The organism is Dyadobacter sp. SG02, from assembly GCF_900109045.1.
Taxonomy (GTDB): domain Bacteria; phylum Bacteroidota; class Bacteroidia; order Cytophagales; family Spirosomataceae; genus Dyadobacter.
Genome location: NZ_FNYL01000006.1, coordinates 274,615 through 289,537 on the forward strand (window position 1 = coordinate 274,615; position 14,923 = coordinate 289,537).

Sequence of the window (14,923 nt, forward strand, 5' to 3'; positions counted from 1 at the left end):
CACTTGTCCGCTTATTTTTGAAAGTATTTTCTTCTCGAAAAAAAGGTGGACAAGTCGAACAAACAATCCCGTCACACTTCCGAAATTAATCCCAACTATCCGAAGCAACCGCACGAAGGTGTGGCGCCGGAAGTTGCTGGCGCTGTTGCGTCGAGCGAATCCAAGTTTCGCGATACGGTAAAACAGGCACCGGTCGGGATGGCGATCCTGCGCGGTGAGGAGTTTTGGGTGGAAATGGCCAACGATGCTTATTTGCGCATTGTCGACCGTACGGAGCAGGAACTCGTCGGTAAATCGCTTTTTATAGGTCTCCCGGAGGTGCGTACGTATGTCGAACCCATCCTTCTCAATGTCCTGCACACCGGCATTGCCTACCACGGCAACGAATTCGAGGTAACGCTCCGCCGCTTCGGTCAGCCTCAGCAATGTTATTTCAATTTCGTATACCAGCCCTTGTTCGACGATGATCCTGAAAATGCGTCGGGTGTAATGGTAGTGGCTACCGAGGTTACGCAGCAGGTTTTGTCCAAACAAGCCCTGCAACGGAGCGAAAATCAGTTCCGGAACCTGGTTACCCAGTCGCAGTTCGCGAAAGCCATTCTGAAAGGCCCGGAGCTGGTGATCAGCATTGCTAACGAAAGTATGCTGAATATCTGGCGGCGTAGTCTCGAAGAAGTGGCTGGGCGGAGGCTCGTGGATGTTTTTCCCGAACTAAGAGGCCAGAAATTCATAGGGCTTTTAAATGAAGTTTATCATAATGCTAAAATCTACCGTGAAAACGAAGCGGTAGCATATGTCGACGGTCCGGGCGGCTTGAAAAAGCATTACCTCGATTTTCAATATGCGCCCATTTTCGAAGTGGACGGCACTGTGTCGGGTATTATGGCCTCGGTAAACGACGTAACAGACAAAGTGACTTTGCGCCAGCAGTTTGCGGAAACCGCCGACAGGCTTTCGCTCGCTACCGATGGAACGCGGCTGGCAACCTGGGACCTGAATATCCAGACAAAGGAAATCATCTATTCGGGAAGAATGGCCGTGATTCTGGGATATGCGGAAGATACTATCCTTACACACGGTGAAATACGGGACCGGGTCCATCCCGAAGACCGCCAGGCCATCGTGGAAAAGGCATTTCAGACCGCGCTCGAAACGGGTACTTACTATTACGAGGCCCGGATTATACATCTCGACCAGTCGGTTCACTGGATACGCACGCAGGGGAAAGTGTTTTTCGGCGATGGGCACGTGCCGCAGCGGATGCTCGGGACGATGATGGATATTACCGACCGAAAAGAGTCGGAACTCGCTTTGAAAACCAGCGAGGGCAAATTCAGGACGCTCGCGGATTCGATGCCGCAGTTTGTATGGACTGCCAGTCCGCAGGGGAATATCACCTATTTCAACCGCTCATTGCTTGATTATTCAGGTTTTTCGGTGGTGGAAATAGAAAAGAACGGCTGGTTGCCGCTGGTACATCCGGATGATCTGGCCGAAAGCGTGAACTCGTGGATCGAATCGGTCACGCAGGGGACAGAGTACCTGTTCGAGCACCGCCTGAAACGTTCCGACGGCGAATACCGGTGGTACCAATGCCGCGCCATACCACAACGTAATGCCGATGGCACGATTGAAATGTGGGTAGGGACGAGCCTGGATATCCATGACAGCCGGTTGTTTATCGACCAATTGGAAACCAAAGTGCAGGAGCGGACGCAACAGTTGCAGGTGGTGAACAACGAACTCGTGCGGACAAACATGGAGCTCGCCCAGTTCGCTTACGTGGCCAGCCACGATTTGCAGGAGCCTTTGCGGAAGATCCAGACATTTGCCACACGCATTCTCGAAACCGAAAAAGAGCGTCTTTCGGAGCGCGGCAAGGATTATTTCACCCGAATGCAGGCTTCGTCCACACGCATGCAACAGCTGATCATCGATTTGCTGGCATTTTCACGTGCCAACGTCGCGGAAAAGCATCTGGAAAGTATCGATCTGAACCAGGTCCTGCAAAATGTGAAAGACCAGCTCAGCGACATTATCCAATCCGAAAACGCGGTTATCAAAAGCGATGTCCTGCCCGTGCGGGAAGTGATCGTGTACCAGTTCGAGCAATTGTTTATGAATCTGATCGCCAACGCACTGAAATTTATCGGTCCGGAGAGGGAGCCGGTCATCGAGATCCGTTCCGGAGAAGTGCCCGGCGCGGCTATCCCGCTTGCGGAGGCCGATGCGGCGAGGCATTACCAGTATATTTCATTTGCTGATAATGGAATCGGCTTCGATCCGCAGTATAAAGACCGCATTTTTCAGGTATTCCAAAGATTGCACAACCGCTCGGCTTATGAAGGTACCGGAATTGGTCTGGCGATTTGTAAAAAAATAGTGGAGAACCACAAAGGCCTGATCGACGCCGTCGGGAAGCCGGGCATCGGTTCCACATTCATTATTTATTTGCCTGTCGAATCCTGATTATCAACGGTAGCCAGCTTTTTGCGACCGGTGTAAGTAATGGCAATGCCGATCAGGATAACAACTCCGCCGCCGATCATCTGCGCGGTTATTTTTTCTCCAATAAAAATCCACGCAAAAAGCCCCGTTACCACGGCCTGGCTCAAAAGGCTGAGCGAAACGCTTTTGGCATCCATTTGCTTCATGGCGGCGTTTATCGTCAACCAGCCTATCAGCTGGCAAACCAGTCCCTGCACGACAAAAACACCCCAGACAACCGGTTCGAAGTGCCAGACAGGCTGATCGAAAATGAGGCATATCGCGAAGAGGTAAATGCTTGACACGGCCATACTGACCGTCATAAAGCTGACAATATCGATTTTGTCTAAAACCGTTTTGCTGATCAGCATGTACGATGCATAAAGAATGCCTGAAAGCATTGCCAGCGCAAATCCGAGGTCGAACTCCATCGTGGCAAATGTCTCAATGCCAATTAGAATGATCATTCCAATAAGTGCGACCAATGTGCCGAGCCAGAATCGGGAGCCAGGTTTGTCGGGCAGGAACAGGAATGTGCCCACGCCCACCCACACGGGCGAGAGGTTGGTCAGCAGGGTAGCCTGTGTGGCGTTGGAATAATGTATGGAGAGGTTCCAGACGGCAATGTCACTTGCAAAAATGATCCCGCAGAGTACGATAGGAAGCCAGAGCGCACCGGTAGGTAATGTGAATTTCCTGCGGAATAGCACATAAGGCAGCAGAAAAAGCAGCCCTAAAAGCATCCTGTAAAACGCGGAAGTGACGCCCGAGACCGGGGCCCATTTCACGAGTACCGGGAAAATGCTGATACTGACGATCCCGATAATCAGGTTAATGCGGGGATTTGACATAAATCGGATAAATTGAGGGCAAAGATAACGATTCACCCAAAGCAGACGGACATTGCGCGATATCGACCGCTATTTCATGGAAAAGCCGGAGCCTGCCAGGAGCTGCCTGGTTGCATTGCGGCATTTGATACTTTCTTTTGATCCACAAATACGCGAAGACTGGCAATACAAAATGCCTTTTTACAAACTGGGACCCAAAAGGCTTTGCTATTTGTGGACAGAAAAGAAGGCAGGCACGCCGTACCTCGGCATTGTGGATGGTTATCTGCTGGACCACCCCCTGCTACTCGCCGAGAAACGTTCGAGAATGAAGATATTGCTGATCAATCCGGCCGAAGATCTTCCACTCGAAACCATTCACGAGATACTGGAAAAAGCCAGGGCTAATCTTCGGATTCAATAACCTTTACCCGACCGATTTCACCGGATTCCAGGCGCACCTTAATGCCGTGCGTGTGCACGGGTGCCTTGGTGAGAATGTCTTTTACAATGCCTTGCGTGAGTTTGCCGCTCCGCTGGTCTTTTTTGAGGACAATCGAGACGGCGAGCCCGGCTGCTATATTTTTTCTTTCGGTTCCTGATAATGAGGTCATTTTAAGCTGCTTTCGCGGTTTTAATCTTTTGCAGGATTTTGATTTCGTCGATGGAAATGGTACTGATCAGTTCGAATAGCCCGTTGATGGTTTTCAAATCCGAAAGCATTTTGCGTACGGGAGATTGATCGGCCTTCTCGATACCCAACTCTTTGATTTCCTTTTTGCGGTTCGCCAGCAGTTCGACCAGACGCTGGTTTTGCGGCAACGATTCGCGCACTATTTCCAGGCTATTACCTGTTTTTCCGTCGATAATGTCGGTAGCGGCCTGCAACTGCCGGTCGATCTGCCGGATCATCATTTCAAATTCGACTGAAAATTCGAGGTATTCCAAAGTCTGCGCGTAGGTGGAAAGCGACGCGATGTACGACGTCAGCATATGGCTCGTTGCGACAAACTGGTGGTATTCCTCCATATTCATCTGCTGGCGTTTAGGCTCGGAAAGCATTTTCTGGAAGTTGTCCGACAGGTTGGCCATCGCGATGATGGCATTCTTTCTCAGTAATTTCAATTCGTTGATATCCAGTTCTTTTCCGGTGAATTTCGCGGCTACAATATCAAAATACTTCCGGTTCGCATCCAGGGCCTCTTTCATATATTGCTTGATCTGCGAATGCTCCCACACGGGCAATACGTACGAAGAAATGATATAAGCGATCACCGACCCGATCACCGTATCAACCACCCGGTCCTGCAAAACATTGGTCACATGCTGCGGATTCAGGAAATGGAACGAGAGGATCACATACAGTGTAATGCTGGTGGATGCGACGAAATAGTTGATTTTCAGGAAGCTGTATGCCAGGATCATTGAAACCATCATCAGGATAAACAGCGGCGTACTTTCCTCGATGAGGTACAGCAGCAGAAATCCAATCACGACCCCCAGAATGGTACCGCCGATTCGATGAATATTCCGTTGCTTGGTAATGCTGAATGCAGGTTTCAGGATTACGGCGATCGTCAGCAATATCCAGTAACCATGTCCCACAGCGAAAAAAAGCGAAGCAATATAACCCGCCAGCAGGCCCAGCGTTACCCGTACCGCATGCCGGAAGTGGCTCGATTTTAACGAAAGATTATCGAGGAGAATGCGCGGATGGTAATCCTGCTTCGGCGTAAAATCTTCCGCTTCGACGGTCAGTTTGTAATCCTTGCTTACATCCGCTTCGTATTTCGTGGCCCTGTGCAGCTTTTTAACGCGCTCGGTAACATCCTGCAAACTGTTGAGTATTTGCCGGAGCATGATGAAATCCTCCATATTGTCATGGTTCATCTTGTGCTCACGCATCCGCTCGAACGCGCGCTGGCACTTGTTGAACGCCTCGTCGAGGTCGTGGCGCGGGTGCGATGCATAACCGCTCTGCACCGCGAGCCCTATTTGCTGTATTTCGGCAGCCAGCCAGGTAATGTAAGTTCCAAACAGCCGCAGCACCTTGGTATGGTCGAATGCGCGGTGGAGGTTGGAGTAGTTTTGCTGCGAATTGAGGATACGCTCGAACAGGTCGATACTGTCGAGGAACATCAGCATCAGTATCCGGCTTTTCGTCGTTGATTCAGTGACGATCTCCCGTGTTTTGAAGAGGATTTCGCGCAGGTTTTCGTGGTTTTCGCGAAGGATTACCTGCTGGTGCACCATCCGGTTGAAAAGCTCGTCGTAATCCGGATTAGCGAAATAGTAGTCGGCTTTAATGGAAAGCAGCTTACCCAGTTCCACAAAATTTTCACCTAAAAGCTGCTGGATGAGCTTGTAGGGAAGCAGTTTTTGTAAAACCATAAATAATATAAAGTACCAGATGCCGCCTGCGGAGAATATCGCGGCCGTACGGAACACCATATCGCCGCTGAGGTGGTCATCAATATTAAATACAAAAACAAGTAGCGAAATGAGCCCGATGCTATTCACCCTGTTGCCATATACGCCGACCAGTGAGAAAAACATCCCGAATACGATAATTTCAAGAAAGATAATGAGGGGAAAATGGCGCAGGTATCCCGTCACACACGCGACGATGAAGCAGGTTACAATGGCGACGAGCAATGCATTGCGACGCCTGTGGTAAGGCCCGGGGTTGTCGGTACCGCCGATCAGCAGCGTGCCGAGCGGGAAGGCGATCCATTCGCTCAATATGCCGTAATGGTTGAAAATAAGGCTAGGGATGATCGTCCCGAGGGTTAGACGTACACCGGTCGACAGGTAATGGCTGGAAATAAACTTTTTGAACTCGTCGAGGTAATTCATGGAATCAAGTCACGGTGTGCTATTGCAATACTACCATTTTAAATTTCGCAACCCAACAAAAGGCGTACCAAAATTTAATGACTGCCTAAGGGTACTTATGGCTTCGGCCTGGGCCGTTTTTTGTATATTTGAAAGGGATTAGGAGAAGAGAACCGGAGAAAATTTGGAGTTCCCCAGTAATTTACGAACCATCACGATCCCGTTATAGTTCTATTTCCAATCTACTTCCACCAAAAGTTTCCATATTTTGAGAAAAAAGATCAGACGTAACGCAAGATTGGTCCGTTACGTAGTTTACAAAGAGACACTGATAGATTTTAAAGACCATTTCTGGACTTTTCTCGGTTCATTCCTCGGCATCGGCCTCATTGGCCTGCTCAACGACAAGCAATTCACCGATTCCGACTCCCTATTTTTGATCGGCTCCTTTGGTGCTTCCTCGGTACTCATTTACGGGATCGTAAACAGCCCGCTCGCGCAGCCGCGCAACCTCATAGGCGGGCACGTGATATGCGCGCTCGTGGGCGTGACAGTCCACAAGATTATTCCCGACCAAATCTGGCTTTCCTCGGCATTCGCAGTTTCGGTATCCATTGTAATGATGCAGGTAACCAAAACTTTGCACCCTCCCGGCGGCGCTACGGCGTTGATCGCCAATATCGGTTCTGAAAAGATCAAAGCGCTGGGTTATATGTACGTGCTGAGCCCCGTGCTGAGCGGCGTACTCATATTACTTTTTGTAGCCGTAATGGTAAACCGCTTCGCCGCGCACCGCAAGTATCCGGCCAACAGGAATTGGTACAAAGTATGGGAACGAAAGTATTTCACCAGGGTTTAAAACAAAAATAGCTGCTCTTCCGGGCAGCTATTTTTGTAATATAAGAACTTAATATTATTCGTCGGAACCGATTTTGCCGATCGCTTTGTCGATCACATACAAACCTGTTCCATCTTCGCCTATTACATCGAAAAGCTCGATTGCGCGGCGTGCATTGTCTTCTTCTTCGATCTGCTCGCTCACGAACCATTGCAGGAAGTTCTCCGTGGCGTAATCTTCTTCCTTGCGTGCAGCAGTTACAATGCGGTTGATCGATTGCGTTACCGCGATTTCACTTTGAAGTGCTGTTTCAAATACGCTTTTGAAAGTAGGGTATTCCTGTTTCACACCTGAAATTTCAGGAGAGATCGCCGTTCCGCCTACTGTCATCAGGTAGTTGAAGATTTTCAGCATATGGCCGCGTTCTTCTTCGGATTGGTGGAGGAAATACTTGGCGCTATGCTTGAAACCGTTGCGGTCACACCACGAAGCCATGGCGAGGTATTTGGCAGAAGCCTCTGCTTCCATCTTTACCTGGTTGTTCAAAAGTATCTCTATTTCCTCTTTGAGGGAAGTACGTGCTCTTAGTAAGTCTTTCATGATTTTGCCTGTTTATTCGTGTCTTAACAAGTGCAAATATCATGCGAAAGTTCATGATTCCAAATCGTTTTAGAAATTTGGAAACGGTCTAATATAGTCTGAATGAGTAATTTAGACTAATTCTTGTTCCGAATAGAGTACCTGATGGAGCATAGAGTTGAGCTCGATCGCGAAGTGTGTACCGTTCACCAACTCGCGCAACTGGATCACTTCGCAGAGCGTCATTTTGTGGCCGATGTTGAGTTGGGGAGCCTCAACAAACTCATAGTCAGACTCGTCCGACAAGTCGAAAATTTTACTGTGGATATCGATGCTGTTGATAAACCGGCGGAAGTTCAAAAAATCCAGGATTTTAAATGGAGCTTTGATATCGCCAAAGTGAAGGATGATACGGGAAGTTAAATCACACTGTACGCTATAACCTTTCGCGGTACTGAACAATTCATTCTGGGTATTCACTGACAGCAAGGAATTTGAATCGTGGAAATTGTTACACAAAGATAGATTCAAACTTTTTGTCAAGCAAGTTTATTTGTAAACAATCTAATTAAATGGATTTCAAAAAAGAAAAGAATAATCAATCAATCAATCAATCAATCAATCAATCAATCACCGTCGACTTAAGTCGACGGGAAAAGAAAAGAATTAGTTGCCGGCCTTTGCCCAGTTATCGCGCAAGGTCGAGGTTCTGTTGAAAATTAGCTTCTCGGCAGTGCTATCCGGGTCTTTGGCGAAGTAGCCTTTTCTCAGGAACTGGAACGATTCGCCTTCCTGCGCTTCGAGCAATGCAGGCTCCGCGTAGCCGGTGATGACGTGCAGCGAGTCCGGGTTTAGGTAGTCCTTGAAATCACCGTCTTCGGACGATGGATCTTCGACAGAGAACAGGCGGTCATACAGACGTACTTCGATTTCAGCAGCATGTGCGGCCGAAACCCAGTGCAATGTACCTTTTACATTAATGCCGGTCGTGTCTTGCCCGCTTTTGCTGTTTTCAATATAAGTACAACGGACTTCTGTGATTTCTCCGTTTTCATCCTTCACAAAATCATCGCACTGGATAATGTAAGCTCCTTTCAAACGCACCATTTTACCCGGCGCGAGGCGGAAATATTTCTTCGAAGGTACTTCCATGAAATCCTCTTTTTCAATGAAAATCTCACGGCTGAAAGGAATTTCGCGGTTGCCGGTCGAAATGTCCTCAGGGTTGTTTTCACTGTGGCACATTTCAGTAACGCCATCCGGGAAGTTGGTGATTACCACTTTCAGCGGATCGAGCACGACCATCCGGCGCAATGCCTGTTTGTTCAGATCCTCCCGAACGCAGAATTCCAGCAAGCCCATGTCCACCATATTTTCACGTTTCGCAACGCCGATCCGGTCGCAGAAATCGCGGATGGCGAATGCGGTGTAACCTCTGCGGCGCATTCCGCTGATTGTGGGCATACGTGGATCGTCCCAGCCGCTTACGTGGCCTTCCTGCACCAGTTGCAGCAGTTTGCGCTTACTCGTAACGGTGTAATTGAGGTTACGACGGGCAAATTCATATTGATGTGATGTATAAATGCCTAATTTTTCGATCAGCCAGTCGTAAAGCTCGCGGTGCGGAGCAAATTCCAGCGTACAGATCGAGTGCGTAACGGTCTCGATGGCGTCGCTTTGCCCGTGTGCGAAGTCGTACATCGGGTAAATGCACCATTTGTTGCCCGTACGGTGGTGATGTGCGTGCTTGATGCGGTACAAGATCGGGTCGCGCATGAGCATATTGATGTGCGCCATATCGATTTTCGCACGGAGCGTCCTGCTGCCGTCGGGGAATTCCCCGTTTTTCATTTGTTCGAAAAGTGCAAGATTCTCTTCCACGCTTCGGTTGCGGTAGGGACTGTCTTTGCCGGGCTCGGTAGGCGTACCTTTCAGCGTCGCGATTTCCTCGGAAGTAGAATCGTCGACATACGCCAGGCCTTCATTGATCAGTTTGATCGCGTAGCCGTAAAGGGTCTCGAAATAATCGGAAGCGTAGTTCTCGTTCTCCCATTCGAAACCCAGCCAGCGGATGTCATTCTTGATATTTTCAACGTATTCGGTGTCTTCGGTCACCGGATTGGTATCGTCAAATCGCAGATTGGTATAACCCGGAAACTTCTTGCTCAGCCCGAAATTCAGGCAAATGCTCGTAGCATGCCCAATGTGCAGGTAGCCATTGGGTTCGGGTGGAAAGCGTGTAATAATTCGGGTATATTTTCCTGATTGCAGGTCAGCATCAATAATCTCCTCGATAAAATTCAGGCTTTTCTCTTCTTTTTTCTCTTCCGTAATCATACTAAAATGAAATTTTCCAATTTTCAAAGTTAACCTTCTTCCAGCAAATTCCGCAATCGGTCCGCCGAAATCGTAAATCCGGAGGTTTGGCTTAATTTTGCGGAATGCGCTATTTCCTAGAATTCAGTTATCGGGGCACGGCTTACAATGGCTGGCAGAAACAGAACAATGCATTGGGGGTCCAGCAGGTGCTGGAAGAAGCCTTTGCCAAAGTCCTGAGAATGCCCGTCGAAATGACCGGCAGTAGCCGCACCGATGCCGGTGTACATGCAGAACAGCAATTCGCCCATTTTGATTTGCCGGAGGCGGTTGCCGATGCCGATTTGTTGGTTTATAAACTGAATGCATTGATTCCGAAAGACATTGCCATTCAACGTATTATCCCGGTTGGCGACGATGTGCATTCCAGATTTGCGGCAACACACCGGAAGTACGAATACCGCATTACTTACCAAAAGAACCCGTTTCTAACGGATTTGGCGACGCAAATGCGCCGAAACCTGGATGTTGCCCGCATGAACGAAGCGGCCGCGTTACTGCTCGTCCACAATGATTTTGAAAGTTTCAGCAAAATCCACACGAATGTCAACAACTTCCGATGCGCCATTACCGAATCGCGGTGGGTGGAAACGGGTGAAATGCTGGTGTTTCATGTAAAGGCAAACCGCTTTCTGAGAGGTATGGTGCGCGCTTTGGTGGGTACCATGCTGGAAGTGGGGCGTCGCAAAACCACGGTGGAGGATTTTGAGCAGATTATCCTTTCCCGCAACAGAAAAAATGCCGGAGCGCAGGCCCCGGCGGAAGGTTTGTTTCTGGTGGAAGTCGGTTACCCTGAGTCGCTTTTTACTTAATCGTATCCCTGGACTGGACGTTGTTGACCAGTCTGAAAATACCCAGCGGGTTACCGTTTTTCAATTCATTGGGCAAAAGTGCGTCCGGCCAGTTCTGGAATGATTGCGGCCGCACAAATCGCAGGATCGAATGCCTTCCTACGGATGTGAATTTGGAATCCGCGGTGGCCGGGAACGGCCCGCCGTGGTGAATGGACGGGCATACTTCCACGCCGGTAGGCACGCCGTTCAGGATAAACCGGCCGGATATTTTGGCCAGTTGCCGCACGATTTTCGGGTAATGTGCAACTTCCGACTCTTCTGCGAACAATGTGGCGGTAAGCTGACCTTTCAGATGCGCAACGGCTTCACTCAACTCGTCGGTATCCTCGCAAACAATGAGTAGCGAGAACGGGCCGAAAATCTCCTCGTGCAGTTTGGGATTGGCAATGAAATTTTTGCCCGAAACTACTGCGATAGATGCTTCCGCCTGGTTCTGACCTTCTGAATGAATTTCCGAAATGGCCAACGCCGAAACCTCCGGCTGTTCCAAAGCCTCCGCACGCAACTTGTTATAATTTTTGCAAATACCCGCCGTCAGCATAGTGGCGGAAGGGGTGTTCAAAATTTCGGCCTTGTATGCATTTTGAAACACTTCCAGTCCTTCGTTTTTTGTGATAAACACCAGACCAGGATTCGTACAAAATTGTCCCGCTCCGAGGCTGACCGAGCCGGCGAGCGTTTTGCCCAGCTGCCCGGCATTGTTTTTCAAATATTGAGGCAGGACCACGATCGGGTTCACGCTGCCCATTTCGGCAAAGACCGGAATCGGTTCCTCACGCTCCTGCGCCAGTTTGAAAAGTGCCATCCCTCCTTTATAGGACCCGGTAAATCCGACCGCCTTTGTAGCGGGATGTTTCACCAATGCCGTCCCGACTTCAAATCCGTCATCGTACAGCATCGAAAACGTCCCCTCGGGCATACCCGTGCGCTCGGCCGCGCGTATGACCGCCTGTGCGGTGAGGTCGCTCACGCCCGGGTGCGCGGGATGTGCTTTCACGATCACAGGGTTACCGGCTGCCAATGCCGGTGCGGAGTCTACACCGGCCACGGAATAAGCGAACGGAAAGTTGCTCGAACCGAATACGATCACCGGCCCGATCGGTACGAGCATCTTGCGGATATCGGGCTTGGGTACCGGCGTTCGGTCGGGTAGGGCGGTATCGATGGAAGCTTCCACCCAGGAGCCTTCGCGCAGGAGTTCGGCGAACTGGGTCAGCTGGTTGATCGTCCGGGCGCGTTCGCCTTGCAGGCGGGCGATCGGAAGTCCCGTTTCCTGGTTTGCCCGTTCAAGGAGCTGGTCGCCCAATGCGAGTATTTCTTCCGTAATGGCAATGAGGAAAGCGGCGCGTTCGGCGCAGGGTACCTGAGCATAGCTATCGAATGCTTTTTCGGCCAGGGCCATTGTTTTGTTTACTTCTTCCGTGGTGGCGCAATGGAAAGTCTCTGCGAGGTAGCTATCTGTCGCCGGTGAATATGCTTTGAACTGCTTTTCGCCTTCCGATGAAAGTGCGTATCCTATGAAATTTTTACCTTGAATGGTCGTCATTGCGATGATGTGGATTGATTTGCCTAAAAAAACAAAAGTTTGTGCCATTCGGGACGACACAAACTTATAATGTTGAAATAGCGAATTCTACTGGTCAGGAAACCGGGTTTTAAAGCAGGCGTCCGATAATGTCGTCCACTGAAATGCCTTCGGCTTCGGCCTTGAAATTGCGGATAATGCGATGGCGCAACACCGGCAATGCAACCGCTTGTACATCCTCGATATCCGGCGAATATTTGCCCGAAAGCAATGCATTACATTTCGCCGCCAGAATGAGCGACTGCGATGCCCGCGGGCCGGCACCCCATTCGAGGTAGTCGTTAGTATCTTTAATGGCCAAACTGCCTTTCGGACGTGTTTTATGCACCAGTTTCACGGCATATTCGATCACATGGTCGGTCACAGGCACGCGGCGCACGAGGTGCTGGAAATCCGTGATTTCTTCGGCGCTGATCACTTTCTTCACCTCGTAGCGGGTGTCGGTGGTTGTGCTTTTAACAATATTGACCTCCTCCGCGTACGAAGGGTAATCGAGCTGAATCATGAACATGAAACGGTCGAGCTGCGCTTCGGGCAGGGGATAGGTACCTTCCTGTTCGATGGGGTTTTGTGTAGCGAGTACGAAAAACGGCCTGTCGAGCGGGTGTTTGGCACCGGCAATGGTTACCGAATATTCCTGCATCGCTTCCAGCAACGCAGATTGCGTCTTGGGCGGCGTCCGGTTGATCTCATCGGCAAGGATAATGTTCGCGAAGATCGGGCCTTTGATGAATTTAAAATTCCGGTTCTGATCGAGCGTTTCCGAGCCGAGAATATCGGAAGGCATCAAGTCGGGCGTAAACTGGATCCGGTTGAAGTTCAGGTCAAGCGAAGAAGCGATGGTCTGGATCAGGAGCGTTTTAGCGAGCCCCGGAACGCCTACCAGCAGGCAGTGCCCCTGGCAAAAAATGGCGGTGAGCAACCTTTTAACAACCTCATCCTGTCCGATAATCACATTCCCGATTTCACTCCGGATTTTATCATAAGCTACTTTCATAGCTTCGGCAGCTTCTACGTCCGATGAATACTTCACGTTATGTTTGGTTAGATTTTCACTCGTTAAAAGCAATGATTACCGCCTTTTTACCGCTATAAATCGTCGGCATTGGCGGCCAGCCCGAGAACTTTACAATTTCTGTATTCGGGTTCGATGCTGATGTAGACGTCGCCTTGCGCCTTTTTAAACCACTCTTCCAGCGCGTTGTTCCGCTTGTTGCTGAGTACGATCTGCGCCATTTTCTCGTAGTCGTCGTGAAGGTTGGCGGTATGCGGTTCGGATTTGCTTTTGTACCAAAGGATCCGCATTGCGCTGCTTCCATCTTCCAAACGGTACGAAACCGGCATGCTCAGATCGCCGACTTTCATGGTATCGATCGCGAAATACAATGCAGGGTCCATGGAAGCGTCGAGCGTCAGTTTCGATTGTCCTGTGCTTCTGTCCTGGATAAGGCCTCCGGATTCGGAAGTTTCCTTGTCGTCAGAGTTATCCAATGCCGCTTTCGCGAATTTCAATGTATCGGTTTTAATCAACACGCGGAGGCTGTCGAGTGCACGGTTAGCCGCGGTCATGTCTGTGCCCTTGTTGTAGTCAGGACGGAGCAAAATGTGTCTGGCGTGGTATTCCGCACCTCTTGTTTCGAGGAGCTTAATCAGGTGAAACCCGAATTGTGACTCGATCACGCCCGACATTTCGCCTGGTTTGAGGCCGAGTGCGGCACCTTCGAATTCAGGTACCATCGCGCCGCGTTTCGCAAAGCCGAGGTCACCGCCGACTTTGGCAGAACCCAAATCCTCCGAATAAATCTGCGCGAGCATCGCAAAGTCTTCGCCTTTTTCAGCCCGGGCTTTCAGGTCGAGCAGCTGTTGCCGCAGTTTTTCCTTCTGCTCGCGGGTTACTGTACCTTTCTTCACAATATGGCCAACTTCCACTTCGGAAGGAATGTAAGGCAAACTGTCTTTCGGGATGGAGTTGAAGAATTTGCGTACCTCGGCGGGCGTGATTTTTACATTGCCGGAAATCGTCTGCTGCATTTTTTCGACGATTTTCTGATCCTTCACTTGCTGGCGAAGCTCGTTTTTGAGGTTTTCAATGCTTTTGCCGTAGGCTTCCACAATGTTTTTCTCCGAACCGAAGCGCTGGATCATATAATTCATCTTCGCATTCAGCTCGCCGTCCACCTGCTTGTCTTCCACCGTTACAGAGTCGATTTCCGCTTTGGCAAGCAGCATTTTGTTGATGATCAGGGATTCCAGCAACTGGCATTTTTCCGGCGCCTGCCGTCCTTCGGCCTTGTACTGGTTGTACATGTCTTCCAGCTCCGAATTCAGGATGTAATGATTATCGACCCTGGCGATGATCTTGTCCAGGCTCACTCCCTGCTGACCTTGTCCGTAGCTTATCACGCTGATCAGCAGCATGAAAGCGGCTATCAAATGAGCCCCGATCCATTTATTTACTTTCATATTTTCCTTGTATGCTGATTTGGATTATTGCGGGTTTTATTAAATTAAACTCCTAAAAATGAAACAGATTCGATTT

At 49.7% G+C, this 14,923-nt stretch carries 13 protein-coding genes; 4 read left to right on the forward strand and 9 right to left on the reverse strand.

Features of this window, described 5'->3' with window-relative positions; translation table 11 throughout:
• The first annotated feature begins 45 nt into the window (after positions 1–45).
• Positions 46–2,469, forward strand: a complete 2,424-nt coding sequence (locus BMW93_RS16445; protein WP_090378311.1) for a PAS domain-containing protein — start codon at positions 46–48, stop codon at positions 2,467–2,469.
• Here BMW93_RS16445 and BMW93_RS16450 read toward each other — a convergent pair.
• Positions 2,448–3,338: a DMT family transporter gene (locus BMW93_RS16450; RefSeq protein ID WP_090378314.1), complete on the reverse strand. Its 891-nt coding sequence runs from the start codon at positions 3,336–3,338 to the stop codon at positions 2,448–2,450. The genes BMW93_RS16445 and BMW93_RS16450 overlap by 22 nt on opposite strands.
• Before the next feature lie 52 nt (positions 3,339–3,390).
• Here BMW93_RS16450 and BMW93_RS16455 point away from each other — a divergent pair, with 52 nt between their 5' ends.
• The gene (locus tag BMW93_RS16455) at positions 3,391–3,741 is read left to right on the forward strand and encodes a DUF1801 domain-containing protein (protein ID WP_229240512.1); all 351 of its coding nucleotides are present in this window, start codon (positions 3,391–3,393) and stop codon (positions 3,739–3,741) included.
• Here BMW93_RS16455 and BMW93_RS16460 read toward each other — a convergent pair.
• Positions 3,722–3,931: a YwbE family protein gene (locus BMW93_RS16460; RefSeq protein ID WP_090378317.1), complete on the reverse strand. Its 210-nt coding sequence runs from the start codon at positions 3,929–3,931 to the stop codon at positions 3,722–3,724. The two genes, BMW93_RS16455 and BMW93_RS16460, sit on opposite strands and share 20 nt — an antisense overlap.
• A gap of 1 nt (position 3,932) precedes the next feature.
• Positions 3,933–6,173: an FUSC family membrane protein gene (locus tag BMW93_RS16465; RefSeq protein ID WP_090378320.1), complete on the reverse strand. Its 2,241-nt coding sequence runs from the start codon at positions 6,171–6,173 to the stop codon at positions 3,933–3,935.
• Between the two features lie 244 nt (positions 6,174–6,417).
• Between BMW93_RS16465 and BMW93_RS16470 the strand changes: the two genes are divergently transcribed.
• Entirely contained in the window at positions 6,418–7,011 is a 594-nt protein-coding gene (locus tag BMW93_RS16470; RefSeq protein WP_229240542.1) for an HPP family protein, read from the forward strand.
• A gap of 54 nt (positions 7,012–7,065) precedes the next feature.
• On the opposite strand, the gene BMW93_RS16475 is transcribed toward BMW93_RS16470, so the two are convergent.
• From BMW93_RS16475 to BMW93_RS16485, 3 genes are all read right to left on the reverse strand, one after another.
• Positions 7,066–7,590, reverse strand: coding sequence for a ferritin (locus BMW93_RS16475; protein ID WP_090378326.1), 525 nt, complete (start codon positions 7,588–7,590; stop codon positions 7,066–7,068).
• A gap of 111 nt (positions 7,591–7,701) precedes the next feature.
• On the reverse strand, positions 7,702–8,049 hold the full coding sequence (locus tag BMW93_RS16480) for a hypothetical protein (RefSeq protein ID WP_229240515.1): 348 nt from the start codon (positions 8,047–8,049) through the stop codon (positions 7,702–7,704).
• Positions 8,050–8,235: 186 nt separating this feature from the next.
• Positions 8,236–9,906: a glutamine--tRNA ligase/YqeY domain fusion protein gene (locus BMW93_RS16485; protein WP_090378329.1), complete on the reverse strand. Its 1,671-nt coding sequence runs from the start codon at positions 9,904–9,906 to the stop codon at positions 8,236–8,238.
• A gap of 104 nt (positions 9,907–10,010) precedes the next feature.
• Between BMW93_RS16485 and truA the strand changes: the two genes are divergently transcribed.
• Positions 10,011–10,757, forward strand: a complete 747-nt coding sequence (truA, locus tag BMW93_RS16490) for a tRNA pseudouridine(38-40) synthase TruA (RefSeq protein ID WP_090378331.1) — start codon at positions 10,011–10,013, stop codon at positions 10,755–10,757.
• Here truA and BMW93_RS16495 read toward each other — a convergent pair.
• The 3 genes from BMW93_RS16495 to BMW93_RS16505 form a co-directional block, all read right to left on the reverse strand.
• Positions 10,750–12,345, reverse strand: coding sequence for an aldehyde dehydrogenase (NADP(+)) (locus BMW93_RS16495; protein WP_090378878.1), 1,596 nt, complete (start codon positions 12,343–12,345; stop codon positions 10,750–10,752). The two genes, truA and BMW93_RS16495, sit on opposite strands and share 8 nt — an antisense overlap.
• A gap of 109 nt (positions 12,346–12,454) precedes the next feature.
• Positions 12,455–13,417: a MoxR family ATPase gene (locus tag BMW93_RS16500; RefSeq protein WP_090378334.1), complete on the reverse strand. Its 963-nt coding sequence runs from the start codon at positions 13,415–13,417 to the stop codon at positions 12,455–12,457.
• A 56-nt stretch (positions 13,418–13,473) separates the two neighbouring features.
• On the reverse strand, positions 13,474–14,847 hold the full coding sequence (locus BMW93_RS16505; RefSeq protein ID WP_090378337.1) for a peptidylprolyl isomerase: 1,374 nt from the start codon (positions 14,845–14,847) through the stop codon (positions 13,474–13,476).
• Between the last annotated feature and the right edge of the window lie 76 nt (positions 14,848–14,923).